This is a genomic window from Amycolatopsis sp. NPDC004378 (assembly GCF_053602455.1).
In genome coordinates this window covers 115,532-128,941 of sequence record NZ_JBSGDR010000007.1, presented here as the reverse complement: position 1 = coordinate 128,941, position 13,410 = coordinate 115,532, and the positions used below count along the sequence as shown (strand labels likewise).

Sequence of the window (13,410 nt, the reverse complement as noted above, 5' to 3'; positions counted from 1 at the left end):
GGTGTCAACGCGGGTCCGCGCGCTGGGACCGTTCTCGGGGAGCGGAACCTCCAGCGGAGTTCTCCGAGCCGGTGCTCGGCCAGGTCGCCGCCGACACCGGCTTCCGCCTGAGGGCCTACGACGTGCGCGGGGAGCACGCGCCGGGCCTGCTCCGTCCCACGGGCCGACGTGGCCTAAGTCCCGCCCGCGCTCGCGCAGGTCCCCCTCCGCCGCCGGTTCACTGCCCCACCGCGTCCAGGCAGTGGCGCAGCAGCCGCTCCGTCTCGCCCGGCCGCGGCCGGGTGTGGGGCAGCAGGTGCCGCGGGCGCTCACGCCGGTCGTGCCAGAACCGCCCCGACGGCGGCGCCGGCCGCGTTCCCGCGAGCCAGACGGCCGTGTCGGCGCCCTCGTCGGCCGTGCGCAGCGCGGGCTCGAGGACCCGCCGGAACGCCGGGAGCGAGTCGGCGAGGCCCGGGGTGTCCGCCCAGCCGGGATGGGTGCTGTGCACGGCGATGCCGTCCGGTCGCCACCGTTCGGCCAGCAGCGGCGTGAACTCGACCTGCATGCGTTTCGTGCGCGCGTACGCCGTCGCGCCGCGGTAGCGGCCGGACCGGTACTCCGGGTCCTCGGCGGCGAGCGGCTGGGTGTACATCCCGCCGGACGACACCCAGATCACCCGGGCGTCGGCCGAGGCCCGCAAGGCCGGCCGCAGCAGTTCGGTGAGCAGCAACGGCCCGAGCACGTGCGTGGCGAACGTGACCTCGTGCCCGTCGACGCTCTCCGCGCGCTCCGGCGGCAACACGCCCGCGTTGTGCACCAGAACGTCCACTCGCGACTCCCGGGCCGCGAACTCCCGCACCGAAGCGAAGTCCGCGACGTCGCACCGCGACGTCCGGACCTTCGCCTCCGGCACCGCCGCGCGGACGCGACCGAGCGCCCGCTCCCCGCGCTCGAGGTCGCGCACGACCAGCACCACCTCGGCGCCCAGCCGGGCCAGGCCGGCGGCCGTGGCTTCACCGAGGCCGGAGCTCGCCCCGGTGACCAGCGCGACCCGGCCGCCGAGCGCGTCCGGCGCGGGGTCGTCCACCGCCCACGTGCGCCTGCGCAGCGCGTAGCCGACGCGGGAGTACCCGAGGACCACGGTCCGGTCGAGCAGGGTGTCGAGCAGCAGCAAGGAAAACTCCGATCAGTTCAGGACGACGATCGCCGCGTTGAGCGCCGTCGCGAAGAGCGTCCAAGCCAGGTACGGCAGCTGGAGGGCCGCCGACGCGCGCGAGCGGCGCCGGAAGACCAGCGCGGTGCCCACGATCACGACGTCGAGCACCACGATCTCCGCCAACGCCACCGCGTAGGCCCCGGCCGCGAAGAACAACGGCGTCCAGGCGGCGTTGAGCACCAGCCCGGCGGCGTACCAGCCGAACTCGCGCCGCGTTCCCCCGGCCCGCCAGAACAGCCAGCCGGACAGGGCGATCACCAGGTAGAGCACTGTCCACACCGGACCGAACAGCCAGGAGGGCGGCGCCCACGGCGGTTGCGCCAGTCCGGAGTAGACGGCGCGGGACCGCGTCGCGGCCAGGCTGCCGACGGCGGCGACGACGGCCACCGCGGCGACGAAGCCCGCCAGCGCGAGCGGCGGGGCGGGACGGTGGACGGTGGTCATGCCGGTTCTCCCACGGTCGGGTGCGCAGTCGGAGCGGTCGCGGTGCCGAGCAGGTGGGCGAGGACGTCCTCGGCCCGCCGGTGCCGGAATCGGTGACCGGCGTCGAGCAGCCGCGCCGGGTGCACCCGCTGGTCGGCGAACGCCAGCTCGCGCGCGCCTTCGCGGCCGAGCAGCAGGCGCGGGCCGAGCGGCGGCACGGTCAGGACGGCCGGGCGGTTGAGCACCTGCGCGAGGATCCGGGTGTACTCGGCGTTGCGCACGGGTTCCGGGCTGACGGCGTTCACCGCGCCGCTCAGGGACCGGTCCGTCACCGCGCGCAGGTAGATGTCGGTCAGGTCGTCGATGCCGATCCACGGCATCCACTGCCGGCCGGTCCCGAGCGGGCCGCCCAGCCCGGCGGCGAACAGCGGGTGCTGCAGCCGCAGCACGCCGCCGCGCGGGCTGAGCACCAGCCCGGTGCGCACCCGGACCACGCGCAGGCCCGCCGCGGACGCCGGTCCGGTGGCCGCCTCCCAGTCGCCGACGACGTCGGCGAGGAAGCCTTCGCCGCGCGCGCTGTCCTCGGCCAGGAGCTCGTCACCCCGCTCGGGCCCGTAGAAGCCGACGGCGGACGCCGAGACGAACACCCCCGGGCCGTCCGGGGTACGCGCGGCCAGCTCGGCGAGCTTCCGGGTCGGGCCGATCCGGCTGTCCCGCACGGCCCGCCGGTGGCGGTCGCCGAACCGCCCGGCGACCGAAGCCCCGGCCAGGTGCACGACCGCGTCGACGCCGGCGAGCAGGTCGCCGGCGGGCGCTTCGGGGTTCCAGGTCCGCTCGTCGGGGCTGCGCACGGGCCGGCGCACCAGGCGGATCACCCGGTGCCCGCCGGTGCTCAGCAGCGCGGTCAGCGCCGTGCCGACCAGGCCGCTCGCCCCGGTCACGGCCACGGTCAGCGGCTCGTGCCAATACCGCCGCTGCGCGGCCAGGTCGTCGGCCAGCTGGCGGTGGCGGTAGGCGAACATCGCGCGCAGCAAGGCTTCCGGCACCCGCGTCTCGACGCGGTCGGTCACCACGGTGCGGTCCGGCCCGTCGGCCTCGAACCGGTGGGTGTGCCGCCACGGCACGACCGCCGACAGCACGGGTGTGGCGAGCCGGTCGACGAAGTGGTGCGGCGGCCGGTAGCCGGCGGCCTCGTGCGCCGCGATCCACTTCACCCCGCCGGGCAGGACGAGCTCGGCCCGGCCGTCGCGCAGCGAGTCGGCTTCCGCCCCGACCCGCACCGGCTGCCACGGCGGCGTGAGGCGGGTGATCGCGCCCGGCAGGCCGTGCCAGGCGAAGACCTCGTCCAGCGGCGCGGAGACGACCCCGGTGAACTCCATGACCCTCTTCGCCTCCAATGCGATTCCGATTCAGTATGCGTCAGACCGTAGCTTGAGCTGGCGATTTCCGCTGCTTTGGCTGCTCATTTGCGATTCATCTTCGATGCAAGCGCGTGCGTTGCCGCCGTGCCGGTGTGACGATCGAAGGAGCCGACCAGCCAGGAGGGGGCGATGAGCTCACTGACCACGCCGACCAAGGGGTCGAGCCCGGTCGAGAAGGCGCTGGGCGAGGCCACGGACAGCGCGGACCAGCGGTACATGCTGGCCAAGGGCCTGCGGCACCAGCTGAACAAGGTGTTCCCGACGCACTGGTCGTTCCTGCTGGGCGAGATCGCGCTCTACAGCTTCATCATCCTGCTGCTCACGGGTGTGTACCTGACGTTGTTCTTCGACCCCTCGATGCAGGAGGTCGTCTACCACGGCAGTTTCAAGAACATGCAGGGCCTGGAGATGTCGCAGGCCTTCCGCACGACGCTGGACCTCTCGTTCGACGTGCGGGGCGGGCTGTTCATGCGGCAGCTGCACCACTGGGCGGCGCTGATCTTCGTGGCGTCGATGGCCGTGCACATGCTGCGGATCTTCTTCACCGGTGCGTTCCGGCGCCCGCGTGAGGCCAACTGGGTGATCGGCGGGTTGCTGCTGATCCTGGGCTGCTTCGAAGGGTTCTTCGGCTACTCGCTGCCCGACGACCTGCTCTCGGGCACCGGGATCCGGGCGACGCTGTCGGGGATCGTGCTGTCGGTGCCGGTGATCGGTACCTGGATCCACTGGGCGCTCTTCGGCGGGGAGTTCCCCGGCGACCAGATCATCCCGCGGCTGTACACGCTGCACATCCTGCTGCTGCCGGGGATCATGCTGGCGCTGGTCGGGGTGCACCTGGCGCTGGTGTGGTACCAGAAGCACACCCAGTTCCCGGGGGTGCGGCGCAAGGAGACCAACGTCGTCGGCGTGCGGATCATGCCGTACTTCGCGCTCAAGGGCGGCGCGTTCTTCACCCTGGTCATCGGGGTCCTGGCGCTGATGTCGGGGCTGTTCCAGATCAACCCGGTGTGGAACTTCGGCCCGTACAACCCGGCTCAGGTCTCCGCCGGATCCCAGCCGGACTGGTACATGGGCTGGGCCGACGGGCTCCTGCGCGTGTGGCCGCCGTGGGAGCTCTACCTCGGCGACCACACGGTGCCGCCGGTGTTCTTCGCCGGTGCCATCGGCATCGCCGTCCTGGTGACGCTGCTGCTGAGCTACCCGTTCATCGAGCGGAAGCTGTCCAAGGACACCGCGCACCACAACCTCCTGCAGCGCCCGAGGGACGCCCCCGTCCGCACGTCCATCGGGGCGATGGCGATCACCTTCTTCGCCGTGCTCACGCTGTCCAGCTTCAACGACATCCTCGCCGTCCAGTTCGACCTCTCGCTCAACGCGATGACCTGGGCGGGCCGGATCGGGCTCCTCGTCGGGCCGCCGCTGGTGTACTTCGCCACCTACCGGCTGTGCGTCGGGCTGCAGCGGGCCGACCGCGAGGTGCTCGAGCACGGCGTCGAGACGGGCATCATCAAACGGTTGCCGCACGGTGAGTTCATCGAAATCCACCAGCCGCTGGCCCGGGTTCCGCTGGACTACCAGGGCGCCCCGGTGCCGAAGAAGATGAACAAGCTGGGCTCGGCCGGGCACGCCGTGCCGGGTTCGCTGCTCAGCCCGGACCCGCCCGAGGAGACCCGGGCCCTGGACCGGGGCCGCCGATGACCGCGACCCTGCCGCGGACCGCCACGGCGACCCGCCTGACGCACCGGTTCGCGCAGGCGTGCGCGGTCGCGGCCGCGGTGCTGTCCGCGGTCGCCACGACGGTCAGCCTCACGTGGTCGCCCCTGGAGTCGGTGCTGCCGGCCGCGTGCGTGGCCCTGACCGTCCACGCCGGACTGAACCTGACCATTGTGGACAGCCGCGACGCGCGCCTGCGCGGCACGGCGATCGTGGTCGGCCGCGCGCTGGCCGCTCTCCTGGTCGCCGGGTCGCTCTGGGCCGCCACCCGGCACTTTCCCGGGCAGCCCCTGGCGATCCTGAGCTGCGTCCTGACCACCACGGTCGGCCCGCTCGCCGTGCTCGCCGTCCACCCACCACCCGGGAGGACTCCTTCGTGAGCCGCGACCGCAGCCCCGTCCTCATCACCACGGCCGCCCCCTCGGCCGACGACCAGCTGGCCCGGCGCCGCCGCAAGTACGTCGTGATGATGGCCTGCCGGATCCCCTGCCTCGTGCTCGCCGGGCTCACCGCGCACATCTGGTGGCTGGCCCTCGCCTTCCTGGCGATCTCCGTCCCGCTGCCGTGGGCGGCGGTGCTGATCGCCAACGACGTCCCGCCCCGCCGCAGCGACCACGCGAACGGCTACCGGCCCCGGGAGACGCGGCGGCGGCTGACGCGGTCAGCCGCCGAAGCCGGCCAGGGACGCGGTGAATGACGGCGGCAACGGCTCGCCCACGGTCGGCAGGCCCCGCCAGCCCGGTCCGGCCGGGCGGACCGGCACGCCGTCGCCGTGCAGGGCGCGCAGGATCCGCACGTCCGCGGACGGCGACGTCATCGACCACACCACCACCTCGCTCGGGGTGAACCGGGCCGTGACCACGCGCAGGACGTCGAGCGACACCAGGCCGCCGAGGAACATCGCCGGCGCGCCGACGTCGCTCAGGGCGGCGCTGAGCATCTTGACTGGCAGCTCGTGGCGTTCCGCCGGACCGCACACGAAGATCACCGGTGCCCGGCCCGTCCGGGCCGGCGCGGGCGCCGGGTACCGGTCGAGCGCTCCCGACGCCGCGGTGGCGAGCGCCCATTCCGCGGCCATCGCGGTGCGGTCGCCCAGCTGCGCCCAGCGTTCCCCGATCGCGCGCAGCACCGGGGAGACGACCTCGGTCCACGCCGTCGCCACGCCGAGGGTGCCGAGCGCGTCGTCGACCAGACCGCCCATCGTGGCCAGGTCGAGCAGCTCCGCCGTCTCGGCGAGCCGTTGCCGCCGCTGCCCGGAAGTCACTTCGGCGGCGGACCGGTCGAGCACCAGCCGGGCGGCGTCGCGCGCGCTCGTCCCCTGTGCCTGCAAGGCCCGCATCCGGCGCAGCCGTTCGACGTCCTCCGGCGTGTACCGCCGCCGGCCGTTGGCCTCCCGCTCCGCGGCGCCGATCCCGTAGCGCTGTTCCCAGGTGCGCAGCGTCACCTGGGACACGCCCAGTATCCGCGCCACCTCATTGGAACCGAGCGACCGCGCGCCCGCGGTACTGCCCATCCGGCCTCCTCGCTTGAACCCGTATTGAAACACGGAGCCGGAGGCGGGTCGCGGTTCGTGACAGCAGGCTCGACGCATCGGTCCGGCGGCTCACGTGAGCGCGTCGGCCACCAGGTAGACCGCGGCCGAAACCGCGGCCGCCGCCGGGAACGTCAGGACCCAGCCCAGCACGATGTCGCGGGCGATGCCCCACCGGACCGCCGACAGGCGGCGGGTCGCGCCGACGCCCATGATCGCCGCCGTGATCACGTGGGTCGTCGAGATCGGGGCCTTCACCGCGAACGCCGTCACGTACAGCACCGACGACGCCACCGACTCCGCGACGAACCCGTGCGGCGGGTCGAGCGGGAACACCCGGCGGCCCAGCGTCCGCATGATCCGCAGGCCGCCCGAGTAGGTGCCAAGGGACAGCGCCGCCGCGCACAGCAGCGTGACCCACAACGGCACCGCGAACGTCGCCTGCTGCCCGGCCGCCACCAGGGCCAGCACGATGACGCCCATGCCCTTCTGCGCGTCCTGCAGGCCGTGGCCGAGCGCGAGCGCCGACGCCGAAAGGATCTGGAACCGGCGGAACACCCGACCGCTGCGGTGCGGGTTCGCGCGGCGCAGCAGCCACAGCGTGCCTACCATCGCGAGGTAGCCCAGACCCAACCCGAGCAGCGGCGACGCGACCATCGGGATCAGCACCTTCTCGGCGATCCCGGCCCAGTGCACGGTGCTCGCCGCCGCCAGGGCCGCGCCGACCATCCCGCCGATCAGCGAGTGCGAAGACGACGACGGGAGCCCGAAGTACCACGTCACGAGGTTCCAGGTGATCGCCCCGGCGAGCGCGGCGAAGACGACCGTGAGCGCGTCCGGCCCGGCCGGGACGTCGATGATGCCCTTCGCCACCGTCGCGGCGATGCCGGTGGACAGCAGCGCGCCGGCCAGGTTCATCACCGCCGCCAGCACGAGCGCCGCGCGCAGGGTCAGCGCGCGCGTCGACACCGCGCTCGCGATCGCGTTCGCCGCGTCGTGGAAGCCGTTGGTGTAGTCGAAGAACAGCGTCAGGACGATCACCACGACCAGGGCGGCCGTGCCGGTCACTACGACTCCTTGACCGCGATGGTCTGCACCACGTCGGCGACGTGCTCGAAGGCGTCCGCGGCCAGCTCGAACTGCTCCACGACCTCCTTGGTCTTGAGCACTTCGAGGGCGTCGCCGCCCGGCTCGAACAGGTGCGCCAGGATCCGGCGGTAGATCCGGTCGGCCTCGTTCTCCAGCTCGTTGATCTCGATCCAGTACGGCTCGAGCTCCCCGACCTTGGCCAGGCCGGGCATCGAGTTCGCGGTGAGCTCGGAGGCGCGGCACAGCACCCGGACCATCAGGTCGGTGCCGGGCGGGAAGGCGTCGATCCGGTACAGGACGGCCAGGTCCGCCGCGGTGTCCATGAAGTCGAGCACGTCGTCGATCTTCGCGGCCAGCGCCTGGATGTCCTCGCGGTCGAACGGCGTCACGAACGAGCTGTTCAGCTCCACCATGATCGTGTGCGTGAGCTCGTCGCCGCGGTGCTCGACCTCGTGCAGGCGCTTGGCCAGGGCCTCCCGGTCGCCGGGCTCGGCGGTGGTGAGCTCACGCAGCAGCGCGGCCGCGGCCACCAGGTTTCCCGCCGCGTCGGTGAGCAGGTCGAAGAACCGGGTACCCCGTGGGGTGAAGCGCATGGATGGACGTCCCTTCGTCGGCGCGCGCCCACCTCGTACCCCGCCTCACGGCGCGTCAACCAGCGCGCTACTCCTTTCGGGTGAGTCTCTTGCGCCGGACGAGTGTGGCGCGGGCCACGGGGTATGCGGGCGGGACCTTCGATCCCGTCAGGGGGCTCCACCGTGCCCAACCGAGTCATGATCAGCCGCGACAGCAGGCCCATCCCGTGCGAGGCGTGCGGGCTGCCCGCGTTGCACGTCGCCCGGCTGGTGGCCGGGGACGGCACGCTGCTGGGCCAGACGGTGGTGTGCACGGCCTGCCGCCGCCACCGCTCCGAAGCGGAGGCCGTCCCGCTGCCGTAGCTCAGGTCGGCTGGTCCGCCATCGCGTGCAACGGGCGGACCGTGGCGTCCGGGTGGCGGGTCAACGGCTGCAGCGGCAGGTCCGGCGAGTCGGCGACCCGTTCCAGGTGGCGCAACAGGATCCCTTCCCGCAGCGCCCACGGGCAGACCTCCACAGTGGACACGTCCAATGCGGACAGCGTCGCTTCGGCTCCCAGCGCTCCGGCCACCACCTGAGGCGCGCGCGGGCGCGAGATGCCGGGGAGCCCGGCACGTTCGGCCGCGGGGACGCGGGCCAGCCGCGGGATCCACTTGCGCAGGTCGGCCGTCGCCAGCTCGCGCGCGACGAACGGGCCCTTGCGCTGCGGGGCCGCGCCGGCCAGGCGGGCCAGCTGCTTGAACGTCTTCGACGTCGCGACCACCCGCCGCGCCGGGCCCTCCCAGCGCAACCGGTCCAAGACCTCGGACAGGGCGTCGCGCACGTGCCGGCGCACCGCCTTGAGCTGCTTGCCCGTGGGCGGATCGGCCGTCAGGAACTCGCGGGTGAGCCGGCCCGCGCCCAGCGGCAGCGAAATCGCCAGCTCGGGTTCCTCGTCGCGGCCCAGGACCAGCTCCATCGACCCGCCGCCGATGTCCACGAGCAGCAGCCGGCCCGCCGACCAGCCGTACCAGCGACGGGCGGCGAAGTACGTCAACCGCGCCTCTTCCTCACCGGACAGGTACTGCGGCCGCAGCCCGGAATCCGCCTGGATGCGGTCGATGACCTCTTCGCGGTTCGCCGCGTCGCGCACGGCCGCGGTGACGAAGGGGTACAGGTGGTCGACGCCGAGCCGCACCGCCGCGTCGACCGACCGGCCCACCGCGGCGGCCACCCGCTCGATCCCGGTTTCGCTCAGCGCGCCGTCGGGCAGCAGCTCTTCGGCCAGCAGGGTCGGTTCCTTCACCGCGTGCGCCGGCAGCGGCGGCGCCCCGGCGGAGACGTCGACCACCTGCAGCTGGGCCGAGTTCGACCCGATGTCCAGTACAGCCAATCTCATCGGGACGGAATACCCCGGCTCGCAGCGTTTAGTCCCGGCGCGATCCGCGTCGACCGGCCCGCCGGTGGGTACGCGGACGTGATGAGCACCGGCCGGACCTCGATCGCCCTGTTCACCCGCGACCTCCGGGTGCACGACAACCCCGTGCTGCACGCCGCGGCCACGGCCGAGCGGTGCATCCCGTTGTTCGTGGTCGACGACGCCATCGGCCGCGCGTTCGGCAGGCCCAACCGGGCCGCGTTCCTGGCCGGCTGCCTCGAAGACCTCGACCGCGGCGGCGCCTTGGTGGTGCGCAAGGGGAACCCGCTCGACGAGCTTCTCGCGATCGTCCGCCGGCACGACGTCGGCGAGGTCCACCTCGCCGCCGACGTCAGCAAGTACGCCCGGCAGCGCGAAGACGCCCTGGCGGAGCACCTCGGCGAGCTCGGCGTCGACCTGCACGTCCACGACACGGTCACCGCCGCCGTGGCTCCGCTGTTCCTCACCCCCACCGGCGGCAAAGACCACTTCGCCGTCTTCACGCCCTACTTCCGCAAATGGGCGTCAGTCCCGCGCCGAGCAGCTGTGCCCCGGCCGGACGTCCCCGGAGCTGCCCGTGGGTGGCGAAAAAGCCGCCCGCAAGCTCGTGACGTCGTGGCTGCGTGACGGCCTCGACGACTACGCCGCCCAGCACGACGCGCTCGCCGGCGACGGCACCTCGCGGTTGTCGCCGCACCTGCACTTCGGCACGATTTCGGTCACCGAGCTCCTCGACCGGGCCGGCGACGGCTCGGAGGGCGCGCGGGCGTACTCGCGGCAGCTGGCGTGGCGGGACTTCCACCACCAGGTGCCCGCCGCGCGCCCGGACTGCGCCCGCGAGGACTACCGGCCCCACGGCGACCGGTGGCGCCGCTCGGACCGCGACCTCGCGGCCTGGCGCGACGGCCGGACCGGCTACCCGATCGTCGACGCCGCCATGCGCCAGCTCGCCCGCGAAGGCTGGCTGCACAACCGGGCCCGGCTCATCGCGGCGAGCTTCCTGACCAAGACGCTCTACGTGGACTGGCGCCTGGGCGCCCGGCACTTCGCCGACCTCCTGGTCGACGGCGACATCGCGAACAACCAGCTGAACTGGCAGTGGGTCGCCGGGACCGGCCCCGACACCCGGCCCAACCGCGTCCTCAACCCGCTGGCCCAGGCCCACCGCTACGACCCGGACGGCGACTACGTCCGGCGCTGCGTCCCCGAGCTCGCCGGCGTCCCGGGCGGCGCCGTCCACGAGCCCTGGAAGCTCGACGACGTCGGCTACCCCGGCCCCATCGTCGACCTGCGCGACGGCGCGCGGCGCTTCAAGGCCGCGCGGGACAAGGGCTGACCGCCCGCCGGGCCCCGGCTTGACGCGTCACCAGCCGAGTGCCGCGACCATCGCTTTCTCCAGCACCGGCGAGAGCGTGGTCATGAAGCTCGCGGTGACGTGGTTGTCGTCCATGTACACCAGGACGTTCCCGACGACCGGGCGGCACAGGCTGTGCCCGCAGAAGTAGTCGCTGAAGTCGAGCACGGACACCGACGGCGGGATGCCGGCCACCGCGGCGTACGGCGGCGGCTCGGCCAGCAGGGTCCTGCGCGGCACGCTGCACTCGGGTGCCTTGGTGCCGCGGGTGTCGATGCACGTCGTCGGGGAGAAGCCCAGCCGCGGGTTGTCGCGGACCGCGACGACCGGGATGCCCGCCCGGTCCAGCACCTTCCACTGGTCGACGAAACCCTGCGGCGTCCGTTCGGTCAGGCCCGGCCGCACGTCGCGGCTGGCGAGCGTCAGCACCGCGTCCGGGTGCAGCGCGAGGATCTCCCGCTGGGCCGCCGAGTTCCACGCGAGGCAGCCCGGATCGTCCGGCATCGCCTCCGACCGGGTCGAAAACGGGCACGCGCCCTTGAGCATGAACGTGATCTCGTAGCCGTTCTTCTCGGCCATCGGCTTGAGCGCGGCCAGGTACTGCTGGATGTGCGAGTCGCCGACCGCGACGATCCGCTTCACCGGTGTCCCTTCGGGGCGCGCCGTGCACACCTCGAGGATCTTGTCGAAGCGCGACGGGACGCACGTCGCGCCCGGGATGCCGCCCCAGTCGTTCGGCACGGCGATCAGTGGCGGCACGACGTTCTTGCCGGGCAACGTCTTCTTCGGCGAGTCCGGGTCGCGGGCGAGCGCGCCCGGGTGGTCGTCGTCGTCCAGCGCGATCGAGAAGGCGGCCTTCTTCGTGCTCACGACCTGCCAGCTGAACGCGACCAGCAGGACGGGCAGCAGCGCGAGCACGCCGAACCGGTAGGCGCCCCAGCGCGTCCGGTCGCCCACCTTCGAAGCCCGCACCGGCTGTTCGACGAGGTGGTGCGTCGCGGCGGCGAGCAGCACCGACAGGCCGATCACGACCGCGCCGCCGAGCGGTCCGACGGCTTCGCGGTGCCGGGCGATCAGGTAGAACAACAGGACCGGCCAGTGCCACAGGTACAGCGCGTAGCTGAGGTTTCCCAGGTACTCCAGCGGCCGGGAGGACAGCAGCCGGTCGGCGCCCGTGCGGCTGCCGGTGGCGCCCGCCAGGATCACCAGCACCGCCGACAGGGTCGGCCAGAGCGCCGCCCAGCCCGGGAACACCTCGCCGACGTTCAGCACGATCCCGCAGGTCACCAGGCCGGCGAGGCCGGCCCAGCCCAGCAGGACCCGCAGCACGCGCGGCAGCACGACCCGGTCGACGACCAGCACGAGCAGGCCGCCGAGCGCGAACTCCCACACCCGCGTCAGCGAGTGGAAGTAGGCCAGCGGCTGGTTGACCGCGGTCAGGTGCACCGAATACGCCAGCGACCCGGCGAACAGAACTCCGAGCGCGACCGCCACGGACGCGGTCAGCGAGCGGCGCAGCCGGGCCGCGACCAGGGCGACTAGCGCGACGAGCAACGGCCACGCGACGTAGAACTGGCCCTGGATCGACAGCGACCAGTAGTGCTGGACGACGCTGGCGGTGTTGTGCTGCGCGAAGTAGTCGACCGAGTCCGCCGCCAGGCGCCAGTTCTCGACGTACAGCGCCGAGGCGAACACTTCCTTGATGGTCTGGAACCACCGGTCCTGCGGCAGCAGGACCATCCCCGCCACCAGCACCGCGAACAGCACGGTCAGCGCGGCCGGGAAGAGCCGCTTGATCATCCGGCCCCACATCGGCGCGAAGGCGATCCGCCCCCGCCCGGCGGCCCGGACCAGCTGCCCGGTGATCAGGAAGCCGGAGATCAGGAAGAACACGTCGACGCCGCCGGAGATCCGGCCCAGCCACACGTGGTAGACGACGACCAGCAGCGCGGCGACCGCGCGCAGCCCCTGCAGCTCCGGCCGGTACCGCCGCGCTTCCCGCGGCCGGGCCACGTCGGTCGATGGCATGCGCAGTCCTCACGAGACGACCTTGTCCGGACAAATCGTGCGAACCGGATGAAGGTCGCAGATTTGTTCACAGCCTAGATCGTTACGGAGTGCAAGTATCCGCCGGGCGGCGCGTCACTCCGCTTCGCCGGCCGAGGCCAGGAACGCCGAGAGGTCGTCGGTGAAGCGCAGGAGCAGGGAATAGAAGGTTTCGCGGTCCTTCGCCGACCACCCGGACAGCGCGTCGCCGAACCAGCCGAGCAGCGTCGTGACGTACCGGCCGGCCAGCTCGGCACCCTCCGGAGTCAGCTCGACCAGGCGGGCCCGGCGGTCGTCGGGGTCGGCCAGGCCGTGCACGAGCCGGCGGCGTTCGAGCACGTGCAGGTGGCGCGTGACGTGCGGCCCGGCGACCTGCATCCGGTCCGCGATCTCGCCGACCCGCATCGCCTTCCCGGTCATGTGCAGGGCGAGGATGATCGACAACCCGGGCCGGTCGAGGTCGGCGCCGATGCTCTTCAACGCCCGCTCCCCCAGGCCACTGCGGTTCAGCAGGTTGCCCAGCTGGATGATCCGCGGCAGCACGGACCGCAGGTCCGCCGCGTCGCCGGTGACCGCCATCACACCCCTTAGATAGCTAACTTAGGTATATATTTGACCCTGTCGCCGGAGCGAACCCGGGCATTGTCGCATCCGGACAACAGATACCTAA

At 72.7% G+C, this 13,410-nt stretch carries 15 protein-coding genes; 6 read left to right on the top strand and 9 right to left on the bottom strand.

All coding sequences use genetic code 11. The features are described from left to right. Positions 1-217: 217 nt before the first annotated feature. The 3 genes from ACWEN0_RS22405 to ACWEN0_RS22395 are packed head-to-tail and all read right to left on the bottom strand — an operon-like array spanning position 218 to position 2,997. Complete coding sequence (locus tag ACWEN0_RS22405; RefSeq protein ID WP_451976564.1) at positions 218-1,153, bottom strand: SDR family NAD(P)-dependent oxidoreductase; 936 nt, start codon at positions 1,151-1,153, stop codon at positions 218-220. Between the two features lie 12 nt (positions 1,154-1,165). Next, positions 1,166-1,639, bottom strand: coding sequence for a TspO/MBR family protein (locus ACWEN0_RS22400; RefSeq protein WP_451976561.1), 474 nt, complete (start codon positions 1,637-1,639; stop codon positions 1,166-1,168). Beyond that, entirely contained in the window at positions 1,636-2,997 is a 1,362-nt protein-coding gene (locus tag ACWEN0_RS22395; protein ID WP_451976558.1) for a TIGR01777 family oxidoreductase, read from the bottom strand. The genes ACWEN0_RS22400 and ACWEN0_RS22395 overlap by 4 nt, the downstream gene beginning before the upstream one ends. Before the next feature lie 171 nt (positions 2,998-3,168). On the opposite strand from ACWEN0_RS22395, the gene qcrB reads away from it, so the two are divergent. Genes qcrB through ACWEN0_RS22380 form a run of 3 tightly spaced genes read left to right on the top strand, consistent with a single transcriptional unit; the run spans position 3,169 to position 5,449 of the window. Further along, the gene (gene qcrB / locus ACWEN0_RS22390) at positions 3,169-4,737 is read left to right on the top strand and encodes a cytochrome bc1 complex cytochrome b subunit (RefSeq protein WP_451976555.1); all 1,569 of its coding nucleotides are present in this window, start codon (positions 3,169-3,171) and stop codon (positions 4,735-4,737) included. Continuing rightward, positions 4,734-5,132 carry a hypothetical protein gene (locus ACWEN0_RS22385; protein WP_451976552.1) on the top strand — a complete coding sequence of 133 codons (399 nt, stop codon included), beginning with the start codon at positions 4,734-4,736 and terminating at the stop codon, positions 5,130-5,132. The genes qcrB and ACWEN0_RS22385 overlap by 4 nt, the downstream gene beginning before the upstream one ends. After that, on the top strand, positions 5,129-5,449 hold the full coding sequence (locus ACWEN0_RS22380) for a DUF3099 domain-containing protein (RefSeq protein WP_451976549.1): 321 nt from the start codon (positions 5,129-5,131) through the stop codon (positions 5,447-5,449). The genes ACWEN0_RS22385 and ACWEN0_RS22380 overlap by 4 nt, the downstream gene beginning before the upstream one ends. On the opposite strand, the gene ACWEN0_RS22375 is transcribed toward ACWEN0_RS22380, so the two are convergent. From ACWEN0_RS22375 to ACWEN0_RS22365, 3 genes are all read right to left on the bottom strand, one after another. After that, positions 5,414-6,265 (bottom strand): MerR family transcriptional regulator, encoded by an 852-nt coding sequence (locus ACWEN0_RS22375; protein ID WP_451976546.1) that lies wholly within the window; start codon positions 6,263-6,265, stop codon positions 5,414-5,416. The two genes, ACWEN0_RS22380 and ACWEN0_RS22375, sit on opposite strands and share 36 nt — an antisense overlap. Before the next feature lie 90 nt (positions 6,266-6,355). Then, complete coding sequence (locus ACWEN0_RS22370) at positions 6,356-7,351, bottom strand: anion permease (RefSeq protein ID WP_451976543.1); 996 nt, start codon at positions 7,349-7,351, stop codon at positions 6,356-6,358. Further along, complete coding sequence (locus ACWEN0_RS22365) at positions 7,351-7,965, bottom strand: DUF47 domain-containing protein (RefSeq protein WP_451976540.1); 615 nt, start codon at positions 7,963-7,965, stop codon at positions 7,351-7,353. Before ACWEN0_RS22365 ends, ACWEN0_RS22370 begins: the two co-directional genes overlap by 1 nt. Before the next feature lie 162 nt (positions 7,966-8,127). On the opposite strand from ACWEN0_RS22365, the gene ACWEN0_RS22360 reads away from it, so the two are divergent. Next, a complete protein-coding gene (locus tag ACWEN0_RS22360) occupies positions 8,128-8,307 on the top strand; it encodes a hypothetical protein (RefSeq protein WP_451976538.1) in 180 nt (59 codons plus the stop codon). Position 8,308: 1 nt separating this feature from the next. On the opposite strand, the gene ACWEN0_RS22355 is transcribed toward ACWEN0_RS22360, so the two are convergent. Then, complete coding sequence (locus ACWEN0_RS22355; protein WP_451976535.1) at positions 8,309-9,322, bottom strand: Ppx/GppA phosphatase family protein; 1,014 nt, start codon at positions 9,320-9,322, stop codon at positions 8,309-8,311. Positions 9,323-9,403: 81 nt separating this feature from the next. Between ACWEN0_RS22355 and ACWEN0_RS22350 the strand changes: the two genes are divergently transcribed. Both ACWEN0_RS22350 and ACWEN0_RS22345 read left to right on the top strand, forming a co-directional pair. Then, the gene (locus ACWEN0_RS22350) at positions 9,404-9,967 is read left to right on the top strand and encodes a deoxyribodipyrimidine photo-lyase (protein ID WP_451976532.1); all 564 of its coding nucleotides are present in this window, start codon (positions 9,404-9,406) and stop codon (positions 9,965-9,967) included. Beyond that, positions 9,918-10,676 (top strand): FAD-binding domain-containing protein, encoded by a 759-nt coding sequence (locus ACWEN0_RS22345; protein WP_451976529.1) that lies wholly within the window; start codon positions 9,918-9,920, stop codon positions 10,674-10,676. The genes ACWEN0_RS22350 and ACWEN0_RS22345 overlap by 50 nt, the downstream gene beginning before the upstream one ends. A 27-nt stretch (positions 10,677-10,703) precedes the next feature. On the opposite strand, the gene ACWEN0_RS22340 is transcribed toward ACWEN0_RS22345, so the two are convergent. Beyond that, the gene (locus ACWEN0_RS22340) at positions 10,704-12,722 is read right to left on the bottom strand and encodes an acyltransferase family protein (RefSeq protein WP_451976526.1); all 2,019 of its coding nucleotides are present in this window, start codon (positions 12,720-12,722) and stop codon (positions 10,704-10,706) included. A gap of 114 nt (positions 12,723-12,836) precedes the next feature. Then, entirely contained in the window at positions 12,837-13,319 is a 483-nt protein-coding gene (locus tag ACWEN0_RS22335; protein ID WP_451976523.1) for a MarR family winged helix-turn-helix transcriptional regulator, read from the bottom strand. Positions 13,320-13,410: the final 91 nt, after the last annotated feature.

Coding starts and splice junctions, on each gene's coding strand:
- qcrB (WP_451976555.1), top strand. CDS start 3,169: ATGAGCTCACTGACCACGCCGACCAAGGGGTCGAGCCCGGTCGAGAAG.
- ACWEN0_RS22335 (WP_451976523.1), bottom strand. CDS start 13,319: ATGGCGGTCACCGGCGACGCGGCGGACCTGCGGTCCGTGCTGCCGCGG.
- ACWEN0_RS22395 (WP_451976558.1), bottom strand. CDS start 2,997: ATGGAGTTCACCGGGGTCGTCTCCGCGCCGCTGGACGAGGTCTTCGCC.
- ACWEN0_RS22375 (WP_451976546.1), bottom strand. CDS start 6,265: ATGGGCAGTACCGCGGGCGCGCGGTCGCTCGGTTCCAATGAGGTGGCG.
- ACWEN0_RS22385 (WP_451976552.1), top strand. CDS start 4,734: ATGACCGCGACCCTGCCGCGGACCGCCACGGCGACCCGCCTGACGCAC.
- ACWEN0_RS22355 (WP_451976535.1), bottom strand. CDS start 9,322: ATGAGATTGGCTGTACTGGACATCGGGTCGAACTCGGCCCAGCTGCAG.
- ACWEN0_RS22340 (WP_451976526.1), bottom strand. CDS start 12,722: ATGCCATCGACCGACGTGGCCCGGCCGCGGGAAGCGCGGCGGTACCGG.
- ACWEN0_RS22400 (WP_451976561.1), bottom strand. CDS start 1,639: ATGACCACCGTCCACCGTCCCGCCCCGCCGCTCGCGCTGGCGGGCTTC.
- ACWEN0_RS22365 (WP_451976540.1), bottom strand. CDS start 7,965: ATGCGCTTCACCCCACGGGGTACCCGGTTCTTCGACCTGCTCACCGAC.
- ACWEN0_RS22350 (WP_451976532.1), top strand. CDS start 9,404: ATGAGCACCGGCCGGACCTCGATCGCCCTGTTCACCCGCGACCTCCGG.